Origin of the sequence: Streptococcus pseudopneumoniae, from assembly GCF_001074565.1 — a bacterium.
GTDB lineage: Bacteria > Bacillota > Bacilli > Lactobacillales > Streptococcaceae > Streptococcus > Streptococcus pseudopneumoniae_J.
Map to the genome: position 1 here is coordinate 29,012 of NZ_JUQX01000051.1, position 14,868 is coordinate 43,879.

At 44.2% G+C, this 14,868-nt stretch carries 12 protein-coding genes; 11 read left to right on the top strand and 1 reads right to left on the bottom strand.

What is annotated here, in order from left to right; translation table 11 throughout:
• The first annotated feature begins 133 nt into the window (after nt 1–133).
• Genes rsmH through mraY form a run of 4 tightly spaced genes read left to right on the top strand, consistent with a single transcriptional unit; the run spans nt 134 to nt 4,653 of the window.
• Nucleotides 134–1,084, top strand: coding sequence for a 16S rRNA (cytosine(1402)-N(4))-methyltransferase RsmH (rsmH, locus tag ADI74_RS07855; RefSeq protein WP_049538151.1), 951 nt, complete (start codon nt 134–136; stop codon nt 1,082–1,084).
• Between the two features lie 10 nt (nt 1,085–1,094).
• Nucleotides 1,095–1,412, top strand: coding sequence for a cell division protein FtsL (gene ftsL / locus ADI74_RS07860; RefSeq protein WP_049538152.1), 318 nt, complete (start codon nt 1,095–1,097; stop codon nt 1,410–1,412).
• A 3-nt stretch (nt 1,413–1,415) separates the two neighbouring features.
• Nucleotides 1,416–3,671 (top strand): penicillin-binding protein PBP2X, encoded by a 2,256-nt coding sequence (gene pbp2X, locus ADI74_RS07865; RefSeq protein ID WP_049538155.1) that lies wholly within the window; start codon nt 1,416–1,418, stop codon nt 3,669–3,671.
• Between the two features lies 1 nt (nt 3,672).
• Nucleotides 3,673–4,653: a phospho-N-acetylmuramoyl-pentapeptide-transferase gene (mraY, locus tag ADI74_RS07870; protein ID WP_049538157.1), complete on the top strand. Its 981-nt coding sequence runs from the start codon at nt 3,673–3,675 to the stop codon at nt 4,651–4,653.
• Nucleotides 4,654–4,723: 70 nt separating this feature from the next.
• Here the strand turns inward: mraY and ADI74_RS10945 are convergent, their stop codons facing one another.
• Entirely contained in the window at nt 4,724–9,904 is a 5,181-nt protein-coding gene (locus ADI74_RS10945; RefSeq protein ID WP_080980386.1) for an SIALI-17 repeat-containing surface protein, read from the bottom strand.
• Between the two features lie 323 nt (nt 9,905–10,227).
• Between ADI74_RS10945 and ADI74_RS07880 the strand changes: the two genes are divergently transcribed.
• From ADI74_RS07880 to ADI74_RS07910, 7 genes are all read left to right on the top strand, one after another.
• Nucleotides 10,228–10,473, top strand: a complete 246-nt coding sequence (locus tag ADI74_RS07880) for a YneF family protein (protein WP_000364980.1) — start codon at nt 10,228–10,230, stop codon at nt 10,471–10,473.
• Between the two features lie 205 nt (nt 10,474–10,678).
• Nucleotides 10,679–11,473 (top strand): glutamate racemase, encoded by a 795-nt coding sequence (gene racE / locus ADI74_RS07885; protein WP_049538159.1) that lies wholly within the window; start codon nt 10,679–10,681, stop codon nt 11,471–11,473.
• A complete protein-coding gene (locus ADI74_RS07890) occupies nt 11,470–12,441 on the top strand; it encodes a nucleoside-triphosphate diphosphatase (RefSeq protein WP_049538161.1) in 972 nt (323 codons plus the stop codon). Before racE ends, ADI74_RS07890 begins: the two co-directional genes overlap by 4 nt.
• Nucleotides 12,417–12,938 (top strand): metallophosphoesterase, encoded by a 522-nt coding sequence (locus ADI74_RS07895; protein ID WP_049538163.1) that lies wholly within the window; start codon nt 12,417–12,419, stop codon nt 12,936–12,938. The genes ADI74_RS07890 and ADI74_RS07895 overlap by 25 nt, the downstream gene beginning before the upstream one ends.
• Nucleotides 12,935–13,396: a cyclic-di-AMP-binding protein CbpB gene (gene cbpB, locus ADI74_RS07900; protein ID WP_049538165.1), complete on the top strand. Its 462-nt coding sequence runs from the start codon at nt 12,935–12,937 to the stop codon at nt 13,394–13,396. Before ADI74_RS07895 ends, cbpB begins: the two co-directional genes overlap by 4 nt.
• Nucleotides 13,393–14,127, top strand: coding sequence for a site-specific tyrosine recombinase XerD (gene xerD, locus ADI74_RS07905; protein WP_342585620.1), 735 nt, complete (start codon nt 13,393–13,395; stop codon nt 14,125–14,127). The genes cbpB and xerD overlap by 4 nt, the downstream gene beginning before the upstream one ends.
• A complete protein-coding gene (locus tag ADI74_RS07910; RefSeq protein ID WP_049538168.1) occupies nt 14,127–14,855 on the top strand; it encodes a segregation/condensation protein A in 729 nt (242 codons plus the stop codon). The genes xerD and ADI74_RS07910 overlap by 1 nt, the downstream gene beginning before the upstream one ends.
• The last annotated feature ends 13 nt before the right edge of the window (nt 14,856–14,868 follow it).

Consider the following 14,868-nt stretch of genomic DNA (forward strand, 5'->3'; position numbering starts at 1 on the left):
TTTGACTACATTATATTCTTTTGGGGATAAGATATCAAGTATATATGACATATTTTTGAGAATTATTTTCGAAGAAACTTAGCCTTGTCTGACAAGTGCAAGCTGGTCAGATTTGTGGTAAAATAGATAGGATATGACAAAAGAATTTCATCATGTAACGGTCTTGCTTCATGAAACGATTGATATGCTTGACGTAAAACCTGACGGTATCTACGTTGATGCGACTTTGGGTGGAGCAGGCCATAGCGAATATTTATTAAGTAAATTGAGCGAAAAAGGGCATCTCTATGCCTTTGACCAGGACCAGAATGCCATTGACAATGCGCAAAAACGGTTGGCACCCTATATCGAAAAGGGGATGGTAACCTTTATCAAGGATAACTTCCGTCATTTGCAGGCACGTTTGCAGGAGGCTGGTGTCCAGGAAATTGATGGAATTTGTTATGACTTGGGAGTGTCCAGTCCTCAGCTGGATCAGCGTGAGCGTGGTTTTTCTTATAAAAAAGATGCCCCACTGGATATGCGCATGAATCAGGATGCTAGTCTGACGGCCTATGAGGTGGTCAATCATTATGACTATCATGACTTGGTCCGTATCTTTTTCAAGTATGGTGAGGATAAGTTTTCTAAACAGATTGCCCGTAAGATTGAGCAAGCGCGTGAGGTGAAACCAATCGAGACAACGACGGAGTTGGCAGAGATTATCAAGTCTGCCAAGCCTGCCAAGGAACTCAAGAAAAAGGGGCACCCTGCCAAGCAGATTTTCCAGGCTATCCGAATCGAAGTCAATGACGAGCTTGGGGCGGCTGATGAGTCTATCCAGCAGGCCATGGACATGCTGGCTCTGGATGGTAGAATATCGGTCATTACCTTCCATTCGCTGGAAGACCGCTTGACCAAACAGTTGTTTAAGGAAGCGTCAACAGTGGAAGTTCCCAAAGGCTTGCCCTTCATTCCAGACGATCTTAAGCCTAAGATGGAATTGGTATCCCGTAAGCCAATCTTGCCAAGTGCTGAAGAGCTAGAAGCCAACAACCGTTCGCATTCAGCCAAGTTGCGCGTGGCTAGAAAAATTCACAAGTAAGAGGAAAAACATGGCAGAAAGAATCGAAAAAACAAGCCAGTTATTGCAATCGAAGTTTAAGGGTTTTTCACGTGTGGAAAAGGCCTTCTATGTTTCGATTGCTGCAACAATGATTATCCTGGCAATTAGCGTTGTGTTTATGCAAACCAAGCTATTACAAGTTCAGAATGAATTAACTAAGGTCAATGCTCAAATCGAGGAAAAGAAAACAGAGCTCGACGATGCCAAGCAAGAGGTCAATGAATTGATTCGTTCAGAACGTTTGAAAGAAATTGCAAACTCCAAGGATTTGCAGCTGAATAATGAAAATATCCGAGCGGCGGAGTAAGATATGAAACAGTGGAAAGAAAAAATCATCCGTTATGCCGTTCGTAACCGTAAGTCTCCAGAAGAAAATCGTCGAAGAGTAGGGAAAAGCCTGAGTTTATTGGCTGTCATACTCTTCGCTGTCTTTTTGGTCAACTTTGCGGTCATTATCGGAACGGGTAAAAAATTTGGTAAGGACTTGGTTCAAGAAGCAAACAAGGTCCATCAAACAACCAAGACGATTCCTGCAAAACGGGGAACCATCTACGATCGTAATGGAACGCCTATTGCTGAGGATGCGACTTCGTATAATATCTATGCCGTTATTGACAAGACCTACAAGTCAGCAACAGGCAAAATTCTCTATGTAGAGGATTCTCAATTTAATAAGGTAGCTGAAATTTTCCATAAGTATCTGGATATGGAAGAGTCCTATGTCAAAGAACAACTTTCTCAACCAGATCTGAAACAGGTATCTTTTGGTACCAAGGGAAATGGGATCACCTATGCCAATATGATGGCTATTAAAAATGACCTCAAAACTGCTGGTGTTGAGGGAGTTGACTTTACAACTAGCCCTAACCGCAGTTATCCCAATGGACAGTTTGCTTCTTCCTTTATCGGTTTAGCGCAACTCCATGAAAATGAGGATGGCACCAAACGTTTGATTGGGACATCTGGATTGGAGAGTTCTTTAAATAACATTCTCGCAGGTACAGATGGGATCATTACCTATGAGAAGGATCGTCTGGGAAATATTGTTCCGGGTACAGATCAAGCTTCTCAACAAACGGTAGATGGAAAGGATGTCTACACAACCCTTTCTAGTCCCTTACAATCCTTTATGGAAACCCAGATGGATGTCTTTCAGGAAAAGGTAAAAGGCAAGTATATGACGGCTACCTTGGTCAGCGCTAAGACAGGGGAAATCCTGGCTACAACTCAACGGCCAACCTTCAATGCCGATACCAAGGATGGCATCACAAAAGACTTTGTCTGGCGTGATATCCTCTATCAAAGTAACTATGAGCCAGGATCGACCATGAAGGTGATGATGTTGGCCTCAGCCATTGATAACAATACCTTCCCTGGTGGCGAATACTTTAACAGTAGTGAATTGAAAATAGCTGATGCGACCATTCGAGACTGGGACGTCAATGCAGGGTTGACTAGTGGTGGCACCATGACCTTCTCCCAAGGTTTTGCCCACTCAACTAATATCGGAATGACCTTGCTTGAGCAAAAGATGGGAGATGCAACTTGGCTGGACTACCTCAACCGTTTTAAGTTTGGGGTACCGACCCGTTTTGGTTTGACAGATGAGTACACAGGTCAATTACCTGCTGATAACATTGTCGATATTGCCATGAGCTCATTTGGACAAGGGATCTCTGTTACCCAGACCCAGATGCTTCGTGCTTTTACAGCCATTGCCAATGATGGGGTTATGTTGGAGCCGAAATTTATCAGTTCCCTATATGATCCAAATGACCAGTCTGTCCGTAAGTCTCAAAAGGAAATCGTCGGAAATCCTGTGTCAAAAGCGGCAGCATCCTCTACTCGAGACCACATGGTCATGGTTGGAACAGATCCTGTCTACGGTATCATGTACAACCATAGCACAGGAAAAGCAACTGTCAATGTTCCAGGTCAGAATGTCGCCCTGAAATCAGGGACTGCTCAGATTGCCGATGAGAAAAATGGAGGTTACCTGACAGGTGAAACCAACTATATTTTCTCTGTTGTGTCGATGCATCCTGCAGAAAATCCTGACTTTATCCTCTATGTGACGGTGCAACAGCCAGAGCATTATTCAGGTATTCAGCTTGGGGAGTTTGCCAATCCAATCCTTGAGCGAGCTTCTGCCATGAAAGAATCCCTCAATCTTCAGTCAACTGCCAAGAGCTTGGATCAGGTCAGCAAGACAACAAGCTATGCTATGCCAGCTACCAAAGACTTTACCCCAGGTGACCTAGCAGAGGAATTGCGTCGTAACCTTGTCCAACCAATCGTTATCGGAACAGGAATCAAGATCAAGGATCTCTCGGTTTCTGAAGGAGATAATTTGGAAGCCAATCAGCAGATTTTGATCCTGTCTGATAAGGTCGAAGAAATGCCTGATATGTATGGCTGGACAGATGAAAATGTGCAAACATTTGCCAAATGGCTAAATATAGAAGTCGAGTGGGAAGGTAGTGGCAAAACGGTCAAGAAACAAAGTGTCCGTGCCAATACAGCCCTCAAAGACCTTAAAAAAATGAAAATAACTTTAGGAGATTAAGATGATTAGTTCCATTAGTGCTGGAGTTCTAGCCTTTCTATTGACCTTGATTGGCATTCCAGCCTTTATCCGATTTTATCAAAAAGCACAGATTACGGGTCAGCAGATGCACGAGGATGTCAAGCAACACCAAGCTAAAGCTGGGACTCCAACCATGGGAGGTATTGTCTTCCTGATCGTTGCAGTTGTAGTGAGCTTCCTTGTCGCTCTCTTTACCCAACAATTGACCAACAATGTTGGCATGATTTTGTTTATCTTGGTTTTGTATGGTTTGGTAGGTTTTTTGGATGATTTCCTCAAGGTCTTTCGAAAGATCAACGAAGGCTTAAATCCCAAGCAAAAACTTGCTCTCCAGCTCCTTGGAGGAGTGATTTTCTACCTCTTTTATGAGCGTGGTGGCGACATGCTTTCAGTCTTTGGCTACCAAGTTCATCTGGGAATTTTCTATATTTTCTTTGCCCTTTTCTGGCTAGTTGGCTTTTCAAATGCGGTGAATCTGACGGACGGGATCGACGGCTTAGCAAGTATTTCCGTGGTGATTAGCTTATCGGCCTACGGTGTGATTGCTTATATGCAAAATCAACTGGATATCCTTCTTGTGATTCTCGCTATGATTGGTGGTTTGCTAGGCTTCTTCGTCTTTAACCACAAGCCTGCTAAGGTTTTCATGGGAGATGTGGGTAGTTTGGCTTTAGGTGGGATGCTGGCAGCAATCTCTATGGCCCTCCACCAAGAATGGACCCTTTTGCTGATTGGGATTATCTATGTCTTTGAGACAAGCTCTGTTATGATGCAGGTTACCTACTTCAAATTTAGTGGTGGGAAGCGTATTTTCCGTATGACGCCTGTCCATCACCATTTTGAACTTGGAGGATTCTCAGGCAAGGGCAATCCTTGGAGCGAGTGGAAGGTTGACTTCTTCTTTTGGGGAGTTGGACTTCTAGCCAGTCTCTTGACCCTAGCCTTTTTATACCTGCTGTAATAATAATCTTTGATTCAAAAATAAAAACAGGATGAAGTTGTTCTTCATCCTGTTTTTGTGATGTTAAAAGTTAGTTGGATTCATCCTTTCTTCCATTTAACATAAAAGTGGCTGTAAGGGCTAGGCTAAGGCCTGCTAAGAAGAGGAGTGGGTTAGATGTTTCTCCTGTTGCTGGAAGTTCTTCTTTAGGAGAATGATTTCCAGCTTTAGCAAGACTTGGACTAGCTGAAAGTTGTTCAGCCTCGTGTGCCAAGGTTTCTGTATCTGAAGCACTTGGTTTTTCATCTGTACTAGGGGTTGTTCCAGCAGCTTGATAGACGACAGCATAGGTACTGAAATGACTAGTTATGAATTCTGCCTTTCCTTCTCGAACGTTGAAATCAAGGGCTTGCAACTCCTTGGACGGAGTAATATAATAGACCTTTTCTACGCTAGCTGAAATAGGCAAGCGAACCAAGACAGAGCCTTTTGACTGCAAGCTATGATCGGTTGGATTTTTCAGTTGTAGGTCGTAAGCATCATAGGTCTTGCCAAAGAGTTCCTGAGCTAGGACACGTCGGCTAGAGATATGAGAAATTCTTTCTAAGTCAGTGACTCCACCAATAATTTCCACTCCAGTTTCTTTATCTTTTAAGACTCGAACTGGATAATCAGGAAGGGTAAGGGTTGGAGCAGCCTGATCCCCACTAGTTCCGATAGGGTCAGTGTACTCAGTTTTTTCAACAGTAGGAGCTTCCTCTTGCCCTGCCGTTCCGATAGGCTCGGTGTACTCAGGTTTTTCAACAGTAGGAGCTTCCTCTTGCCCTGCCGTTCCGATAGGCTCGGTGTATTCAGGAATTGTCACTGTAGGCGGTTCCTCTTGCCCTGCAGTCCCGATAGGGTTGGTGTATTCAGGAATTTCTACTGTTGGAGCTTCTTGTTCTCCCGGAGTTCCGATAGGATCAGTATATTCAGGTTTTTCAACTGTAGGCGGTTCCTCTTGCCCTGCCGTTCCGATAGGATCAGTATATTCCGGAATTTCAACAGTAGGAGCTGGTTCGTCTCCCTTGCTTGTAGTTGGCTTCTTCTCATCAACCTTCTTCTCATCTTTTTTAGTAAAGACAGCTACGACAGGACTACTTGTGGTAGTTCCTTGAATGGCATAAGCTTCAATCGCTTTTCCAGTTTGTCGATCAGTAGCCTCAGGGATTGGGATTTGAACTTGATTGTCTTGGATTGATAGCACGGTCTGATCCCCACTTGTAACCAGATGCGTTTGGTCCACTTTGCGCAATACTAGAGGATCTTTGACACCTGGGAAGGTTACAGCGATGGCTTCCCAGTCTCCAGACGGTAGGGTTAAGGAAATTTCTTTGTCGTTTTCCTTGAGAGGAGCGATACTTGGACTATCTATACCAACAGCTGGGGCTTTGATGATGTCAAAAGAGTCCAGAGAAATTTTCTTGCGACCTTCTGGTGAATCTGGGTCAACACGTAATGTCAGGGTGTGCGGACCGTCAGTGAGATTTGTAAATTCGCCAATAAAGGCTCTTTTTTCAGTTGCGCCTGACGTATAGAAATCCAAAGCAGGCATTTCTTTTCCATCCAGTGTCACAAGCGCTTTACCTAACTCGGTAGTTTTCAAGCCATAGATACGAATACCTGTACCAGTAAAGGAAATAGTTGCCTGAGCTTCTGAAGCTGCACTAGAGTCGCTGTTGTTGATATCAGCGTATTTTTCCGTACCTCCGTAGAGTTCAGGGTCAGACCAGTCCTTAAACTGGGAACCATACTGGATGCGCGAATCGCGGTCATCCATTTTTTCAATCGTACTTCCTTTTCCAGATAGGATCTTGAAGTAGTCTAAGGAAATTTTCGAGCGTTCACTTCCACGTCCTTTGTGCTCACGTTTAACAGAAAGAGTCAATGTATGAGGTCCGTCTGACAATCCTGTGAAGCGACCGATGAGACTACCTTTTTCAGTTGCCCCGGCAGTGTGGAAATCAAGTTCGCCGACCTCTTTGCCATCAATTTTAGCAGTAGCAAGACCTAGTTCAGAGGATTTTAGTCCATAGATTTCGATACCAACACCAGTGAAAGGAATGGTAGCAGTGATATCTTCGTCTGTGTAGTCACCTTTTGAAAGGTCAGCAAATTTCTCTGTTCCTCCAAATAATTCTGAGTCTGCCCAGTTTCCAAAGGCAGCTCCGTATTGGATACGACCGTCCCGATCATCCATCAATTCACTAGGAGTTTCTACAGTGACCTGTTCAGATACTTGGGTAGGAACTTCTCCCAGCATAGCCTTGACGGTATAGGTATAGGCGAGTTGAGGATCTAGTGAGCGGTCGACAAAGTGGGTTTGATTGGTTACAAATTCTCTAGTTGCAGAGGTTTGGCCAGATTCGTCTTTTACTTGTCTTTGGATGACATAGTGGGTAGCACCTTCTACTTGGTTGAAGGTGAGTTCGGCAGTGACTCCATTTTGTCGAACTGCTGTCAGACTGGTTACACGACCAGGGAAATGTTCAAAGGTAATGACATCACCTTTTTGTGTTGCCAGTTGGATGCGACCATCTTTTAGGACAGTTGCCTTGACTGCTTTGCCATTGACCTTAACCTGACTGGCTTCTATATTTGGATAGTCTACAACCAAGTCTCCGCCGACATTTGATAGGAAGGATAAACTTTGAAGGTTTTTATCTTTCCACTTCATGCTGACTTCAAAGTTACCACGGGCAATCAAACCAGAAACCTGACCGTCTTTCCAAGCATCTGGAAGGGCTGGCAATGGTGCAATATAGCCAGTATGAGATTGGAGGAGCATTTCTGCCATCCCACTAGTTGCTCCAAAGTTTCCGTCGATTTGGAAAGGCGCGTGGGTGTCCCAAAGGTTTTCTAGGGTTGAGTATTTGAGCTGTTCAGCGAGTAAGCGATGGGCACGGTTACCGTCCAAGAGACGAGCCCAGAGATTGATTTTATTGGCCTTAGACCAACCAGTACCACCATCTCCACGGTGGTTGAGGGTAGCACGTGCAGCTTCTAGGTATTCAGCTTGGTCCTTGCTAAAGAGCGTACCTGGGAAGAGACCAACTAGATGGGAAACGTGGCGGTGGTGATTTTCAATCCCTTCGTTGGTGAATTGTGGGCTGTCTTCTTCGTACCATTCCTTGATACGGCCCTCATTGTTGATGTGAAGTGGTTTTAGTTTGTCAAATTTAGCCTTGACCTCTGTGACTAAGTCTTGGTCGACTTTCAGATGGTTGGCAACTTCCATGTAGTCATGGAATAGCTGCCAGACTAGCGACTGGTCAAAGGTGTTTCCGATGGTGATGGTACCGTGTTCTGGTGAGTAGGATGGAGAAGACACCCAACGGTCACTGGCCTGGTCATAGTGCAAGAAGGAGTTCCAGAACTTAGCAGTCTCTTTCAACATAGGATAGATCTTTTCTTTGAGATAAGTCTCATCCTTGGTGAATTTATAGTAGTCATAGACGTTCTGCATCATCCAAGCATTAGCAGCTGGCGACCAACCCCAATAGTAATTCCAACCAGGAGTAGTCCAGCCAAATGGAGTTGCTTGAGTGTGGACCAGCCAACCATTTTCTTGTCCGTCTTTGGATTCGATACCTGCGTATTCCTTAGCAGCGATACGACCATAATAGCGCATGTCATCAATGTAATTGATCATTGGCTTGGCAGTTTCAGCAAGGTTGCTCATGTAGGCTGGCCAATAGTTCATTTGCAAATTGACATTGAGGTGGTAGTCAGCATTCCAAGGTGGATTGTCTACAGCATTCCAGACTCCTTGCAAGTTGGCAGGAAGGGCATCTGTCCGGTCACGAGACGAACTGATGAGTAGATATCGGCCATATTGGAAGAAGAGTTCTTCCAATTTTTGCCCTTTTTCTGGGTTATAGCCTTGAAGGGCCTCTTTCGTTGTTTGAGCAGTCTTGTTTCCACCTAGGTTCAGTTTAACGCGGTTAAAGAGACTTTGATAATCCTTGATATGGTCCTTTTTAAGTGTCTCGTAGTCTTTGGCCTTAGCGGCTTCTACAATACCCTTAACTGTTTTTTCGAGGTCGATGTCTTTTCGATAATTGGTTTTTGGATTTTGAGCAAAGTTAGTCTTGGCGCTGAGATAGAGGGTCGCATAGCTTGCGCCTGTGACGGTTAGAGTCTCGTCCTGAACAGTGACTTTTCCGTCCGTTTTAATTCCTAGATAGGATGCAAATTTGAGGCCGTTATCTTTGACAGTTCCCTTTAGAAGGATTCCATGTTCATCTGTAGTGACATGACCGTTCTTGTAGTTGGAATATTCCCAAGAGTAGTTGCCATTAGCAAGCAAGTCCTCTGTCAAGCTGTTCCAAAGGGTAAAGTCAAGCGTCTTGTTTCCTTTTTTAGTCAAGTGGGTCACGGTGACATCATCAGGATAGCTGGAGAAGGTTTCGCGTTTGAAGGTCGTCCCATCCTGGGTGTAAGAAGTGGTCGTAGTAGCCTCTGTGATATCCAAACCACGGTGATAATCTGTTACTGTATCTAGACCCTTTTTCTGGTTATTGAAGACCATAAAAATATCACCAAAGGCTAGGTAACGACCATATTGGGCATTATTAGGGCCAACGAGATTTTGTTCAGCTAGTTGTTTGGCTTTTTGGCGGTCACCAGCTTCGAGAGCTTTACGAATCTCCGCCAAGACCTTGTAGCGATCCTTGTAGTTCCCTCCATTATAGTCGGTGCTATCGGGTTGGGGACCTCCAGACCAGAGGGTCTTTTCGTTGTACTGAATTCTTTCTTCACCAATTAGACCAAAGACCTTGGCTCCCATTTCTCCGTTTCCGACTGGGAGAGCTTGTTTTTCCCATCCATCATAGGAAGGGGGTGTTGGTTGATTGTAGTTGAGTTGATAGTTTTCTTGCTTTGTCACGGGTAGCTCGGTATTTTCATTCTCCTTGTTTTCGTTTGTTTCAACAATGGCATCAGAACTAGTTTGGCTATTTGTAGCTTGTGGAGTTTCAGCAGGATTGCTTTCGACATCGGACTTCTCAGCTAGAGCTGGTTTAGTGCTCTCGGTCGGTTCAATCTGCTCTGATCCACTATCAGGTTTAGTTGTAGTCTCGACAATACTTGGGTCATTTTGCTGCACTTCAATACCATCAGCAGAGACTGTATGACTAGATAGAAAAACAGCTCCCAGCAAAACAGAAGCAGTCCCAACCGTTAGTTTGCGGATGCTATAGCGACAGGATTTCTCCCAAAATCTTTTATCCATAGAAATCTCCTTTAGTATTTGGAACCGTTTACATTTTGTAAGACAAATCCCTATATTTTTGTTTCTATTTACCTCCCATTCTACTGGTCATCTAGCATTTGTCAAGAGTTTTTTGGTGAAAAACATATTTGATATTGCTTTTTCTTAAAATAGTAGAAGAAAGAGAGGAAAGGGTGGAATTATTCGTAATTTCATAGTTCAATCTGATTGTAAGACTAGCTTAGAATTGGCTTAACCCCCTCTTGAAAGCGTAAAACAAACTAGTCAGGAAAGTCACTTTATGGTATAATATAGAAGACTCAAAAAGAAACAGGAGAAAAAGAATGGATTTACTTTTAGCAATTATCTTGATTGTTCTAGCTTTTCTAGGAGGAGCTCTTGGAGGTATGTACTTGGTTCGCAAGCAAATCGAAAAAGAATTTGCGGACAACCCACGTTTAAACGCTGAGGCAGTTCGTGCTCTTTTGAGCGCAAATGGTCAAAAACCAAGCGAAGCCAAGGTACAACAAGTTTACCACCAAATCATCCGCCAACAAAAAGCAGCCCTTGCTAACAATAAAAAGAAATAAATAGGAAAAGTCTGGGATGAAAGTTCCAGACTTCTCACTATGTTCAATAGTTCTCAAGGATAAGACTTTTTCCTTGCATTCTATTGATATTTGATTATGATTAAGAGAGAGGCAGTTTCCATTCTATCAAGCTGTCTATCCGTTCATTTAGGACGAGTAATTATGATGAACTATCAATCAGAAAAAAGACTAGAAAGAAGACTGTATGGATAATCGACCGATTGGTTTTTTGGATTCAGGTGTCGGGGGCTTGACTGTTGTTCGTGAGCTCATGCGCCAGCTTCCCCATGAAGAAATCGTCTATATTGGAGATTCGGCACGGGCGCCCTATGGTCCCCGTCCTGCTGAGCAAATTCGTGAATATACTTGGCAGTTGGTCAACTTTCTCTTGACCAAGGATGTCAAAATGATTGTCATTGCTTGTAATACTGCGACTGCGGTCGTCTGGGAAGAAATCAAGGCTCAACTAGATATTCCTGTCCTAGGCGTGATTTTGCCTGGAGCTTCGGCAGCCATCAAGTCCAGTCAAGGCGGGAAAATCGGAGTGATTGGAACTCCCATGACGGTACAATCAGACATCTATCGTCAGAAAATCCATGATTTGGATCCAGACTTACAGGTGGAAAGTTTGGCCTGTCCCAAGTTTGCCCCCTTGGTGGAGTCTGGTGCCCTGTCAACCAGTGTCACCAAGAAAGTGGTTTATGAAACTCTGCGCCCCTTGGTCGGCAAGGTGGATAGCCTGATTTTGGGGTGTACCCATTACCCACTCCTTCGCCCTATCATCCAAAATGTCATGGGACCAAAGGTTCAACTCATTGATAGTGGGGCAGAGTGTGTACGGGATATCTCGGTTTTGCTGAACTATTTTGAAATCAATCGTAGCCGAGACGCTCGCCCGCTTCAGCACCGTTTTTACACAACAGCCAGTAGCCAAAGTTTTGCCCAGATTGGAGCAGAATGGCTGGAAAAAGAGATTCATGTGGAGCATGTAACATTATGACAAATAAAATTTATGAATACAAGGACGACCAGGACTGGTATGTCGGTGTCTGGGACGTCTATGGAGGCATCTACAGTCTCATCAAAGATCCGCTTGATCTTGATTTTATGGATTTGGCGCGGATTTTTCGTGATGAGGAAAATGGCTTTCCAATTACGATAACGGTGATGCGCTGGTCTTCTAACTACCGTCTGCTCTCCTTTATCGTTGAGATTTTAAATGCGGAAGCAGGACGAAACTTGGAAGTCATCCAACGTCAGGGAGCCCTGCTCTTGGTTGAAAATGGGCAACTCCTGCATGTAGAATTGCCTAAAGAAGGTGTTGATGTAGCAGCCTTTTTTGAAACTAGCAAGGTCAGAGAAACCTTGCTCATAGCGACTCGTAACGAGGGCAAGACCAAGGAATTTCGTGCTATCTTTGACAAACTAGGCTATGATGTGGAAAATCTCAATGACTATCCAGATCTACCTGAAGTAGCTGAAACAGGCATGACCTTTGAAGAAAATGCCCGCCTCAAGGCAGAAACTATTTCCCAATTAACAGGTAAGATGGTTCTAGCAGATGACTCAGGTCTCAAAGTCGATGTCCTAGGTGGCTTGCCAGGTGTCTGGTCAGCGCGTTTTGCAGGTGTGGGGGCTACTGATCGTGAAAACAATGCTAAACTCCTGCACGAATTGGCCATGGTCTTTGACCTTAAGGACCGTTCAGCCCAGTTCCACACGACCTTGGTTGTAGCCAGTCCAAACAAGGAAAGCTTGGTTGTTGAAGCTGACTGGCCAGGTTATATCAACTTTGAACCCAAGGGTGAAAATGGATTTGGCTATGATCCCCTTTTCCTTGTGGGAGAGACAGGCAAGTCAGCAGCTGAATTAACCCTTGAAGAAAAAAATAGCCAATCCCACCGTGCCTTAGCCGTTAAGAAACTTTTGGAGGTATTTCCATCATGGCAAAGCAAACCATCATTGTAATGAGTGATTCCCACGGAGATAGCTTGATTGTGGAAGAAATCCGTGACCGCTATCTGGGGAAAGTCGATGCCATTTTTCACGATGGTGACTCAGAACTCCGTCCCGATTCTCCGCTCTGGGAGGGTATCCATGTCGTCAAAGGTAACATGGACTTTTATGCTGGCTACCCAGAACGTTTGGTGACTCAACTTGGTTCGACCAAGATTATCCAGACTCACGGACATTTATTTGATATCAATTTTAACTTTCAAAAGTTGGACTACTGGGCTCAGGAAGAAGGGGCAGACATCTGTCTCTATGGTCATTTGCATGTGCCAAATGCTTGGATGGAAGGCAAAACACTCTTTTTAAATCCAGGCTCCATCAGCCAACCACGAGGAACCATCAGAGAATGCCTCTATGCCCGTGTGGAGATTGATGACAGCTATTTCAAAGTAGACTTTTTGACACGTGATCATGAGGTTTATCCAGGCTTGTCCAAGGAGTTTGCTCGATGATTGCCAAGGAATTTGAAGCATTTTTATTGGAGCAGGAAGAGACTTTTCTTACCCCTGCTGAGAATCTAGCAGCTTTGATTGATACCCATAACTCTGACCATGCGATTTTGGTATTGAGCCAAATCACCTATACTCGTATCCCTGTTGTGACCTTTGACAAACGCTTTGTCGGAACCATTGGTCTGAGAGATATTTTAGCATATCAAATGGAGCAAGGTTTGACGGATGAACAGATGGCAACGACAGATATCGTCAATATGACCAAGACAGATGTGGCAGTCGTCGCTCCAGACTATAACATCACAGAGGTCCTCCATAAACTGGTCGATGAACCCTTCTTGCCAGTAGTAGATGATGAAGGGATTTTTCAAGGAATCATCACGCGCAAATCCATCCTCAAGGCAGTTAATGCCCTCTTGCATGACTTTAGTAAGGAATATGAGATTCGATGCAAATGAGAGATAGCATTTCAGCCTTTTTAGAGGGAAAGCAGGGCTTGTCTGCCAATTCCAAGCAGTCCTATAAGTATGATCTGGAGCAATTTTTAGATATGGTAGGGGAGCGGATCTCTGAGACTAGTCTCAAGATTTACCAAGCCCAACTAGCCAATCTAAAAATGAGCGCCCAGAAACGGAAACTTTCAGCCTGTAACCAATTTCTCTACTTTCTCTATCGAAAAGGAGAAGTGGACAGCTTTTATCGTTTGAAATTAGCCAAACAAGCTGAAAAGAAGACTGAAAAACCAGAGATTCTAGATTTAGACTCTTTTTGGCAGGAAAGTGAGTATCCAGAGGGACGCTTGCTAGCGCTCTTAATCCTAGAAATGGGACTCTTGCCAAGCGAGATTTTATCCCTTAAGGTTGTAGATATCAATCTGGATTTTCAGGTGCTGCGAATCAACAAGGCTTCCCAACAGAGGATTGTAGCCATTCCTAGGACCTTGCTTTCAGAATTGGAACCCTTGATGGGGCAGACCTATCTCTTTGAAAGGGGAGGAAAAGCCTATTCTCGTCAGTGGGCCTTTCGTCAGCTGGAGTCCTTTGTTAAGGAGAAAGGTTTCCCAACCTTATCCGCTCAAGCCTTACGGGAACAGTTTATTCTAAGACAAATAGAAAACAAGGTCGATTTGTACGAAATTGCAAAAAAATTAGGATTAAAAACAGTCCTGACCTTAGAAAAATATAGATAATGGATATTAAATTAAAAGATTTTGAAGGGCCCCTGGACTTACTCTTGCATCTAGTCTCCAAGTATCAGATGGATATTTACGATGTGCCCATCACAGAAGTCATCGAACAGTATCTAGCCTATGTCTCAACCCTGCAGGCCATGCGTCTGGAAGTGACGGGTGAGTACATGGTCATGGCCAGTCAGTTGATGCTGATCAAGAGTCGCAAGCTCTTGCCAAAGGTAGCAGAAGTGACAGACTTAGAGGATGACCTAGAGCAGGATCTTCTCTCTCAAATCGAAGAATACCGCAAGTTCAAGCTCTTGGGTGAGCGCTTGGAGGCTAAGCACCAAGATCGGGCCCAGTACTATTCCAAAGCGCCGACAGAGTTGATCTACGAAGATGCGGAGCTTGTGCATGATAGGACGACCATTGACCTCTTTTTGGCTTTTTCAAATATCCTAGCCAAGAAAAAAGAGGAGTTCGCTCAGAATCACACGACCATCTTGCGGGATGAGTATAAGATTGAGGACATGATGGGCATTGTAAAAGAGTCCTTGACTGGACGAGACCAGTTGCGTTTGCAGGATTTGTTCAAGGAAGCCCAGAATGTCCAAGAGGTCATTACCCTCTTTTTGGCGACCTTAGAGTTAATCAAAACCCAGGAACTGATCCTCGTTCAAGAGGAGAGTTTCGGAGATATCTATCTCATGGAAAAGAAGGAAGAAAGTCAAGTTGCCCAAAGCTAGACTTGATAGAGAG